The 458-nt window shown below is 36.9% G+C and carries 1 protein-coding gene; it reads left to right on the top strand.

Annotated features, from left to right (window positions below; translation table 11 throughout):
• Positions 1-6: 6 nt before the first annotated feature.
• The coding region (locus CCAND38_RS11835; protein WP_042343550.1) for a tetratricopeptide repeat protein at positions 7-458 on the top strand (452 nt) is incomplete at its 3' end.

Here is a 458-nt window from a genome sequence, read left to right as displayed (position 1 = left end):
TTAGGAATAACGGCAAATATTTTTGCACAGGAAAAGGAATTACAGAAGGCGAATGATTTGTATCAGAATTATGCTTATGTAGATGCGATTAAGATATACGAAAGTATAGCTAAGAAGGGTTTTGTGAATCAGGAGTTGTTGGAGCGTTTGGGTAATTCGTATTATTTCAATGCTGATTATACGGCAGCATTGGTTTGGTATGAGCAATTGTTTGCCAATCCGGAGTATAAGTTAAAGCCGGAATATTACTACCGTTATTCACTTTCGTTAAAATCGGCGGATCGTTATGATGAGGCTGATAGGATGATGGTTAAGTTTGTTGAGTTGACAGATGCGAATGATACAAGAGCGGTATTATTCCAAGAGAACAGGAATTATCAAGAGATTATCAAAGATAATTCGAATCGTATGGAATTGTATCATACGGATATCAACACAGAGCATTCAGAGTATGGAGC

It is taken from the genome of Capnocytophaga canis (assembly GCF_000827555.1).
In the GTDB taxonomy this organism is placed as follows: Bacteria; Bacteroidota; Bacteroidia; order Flavobacteriales; family Flavobacteriaceae; genus Capnocytophaga; species Capnocytophaga canis.
The sequence above is the reverse complement of the archived record's forward strand: the minus strand, read 5'-3'. Positions and strand labels throughout refer to the sequence as shown.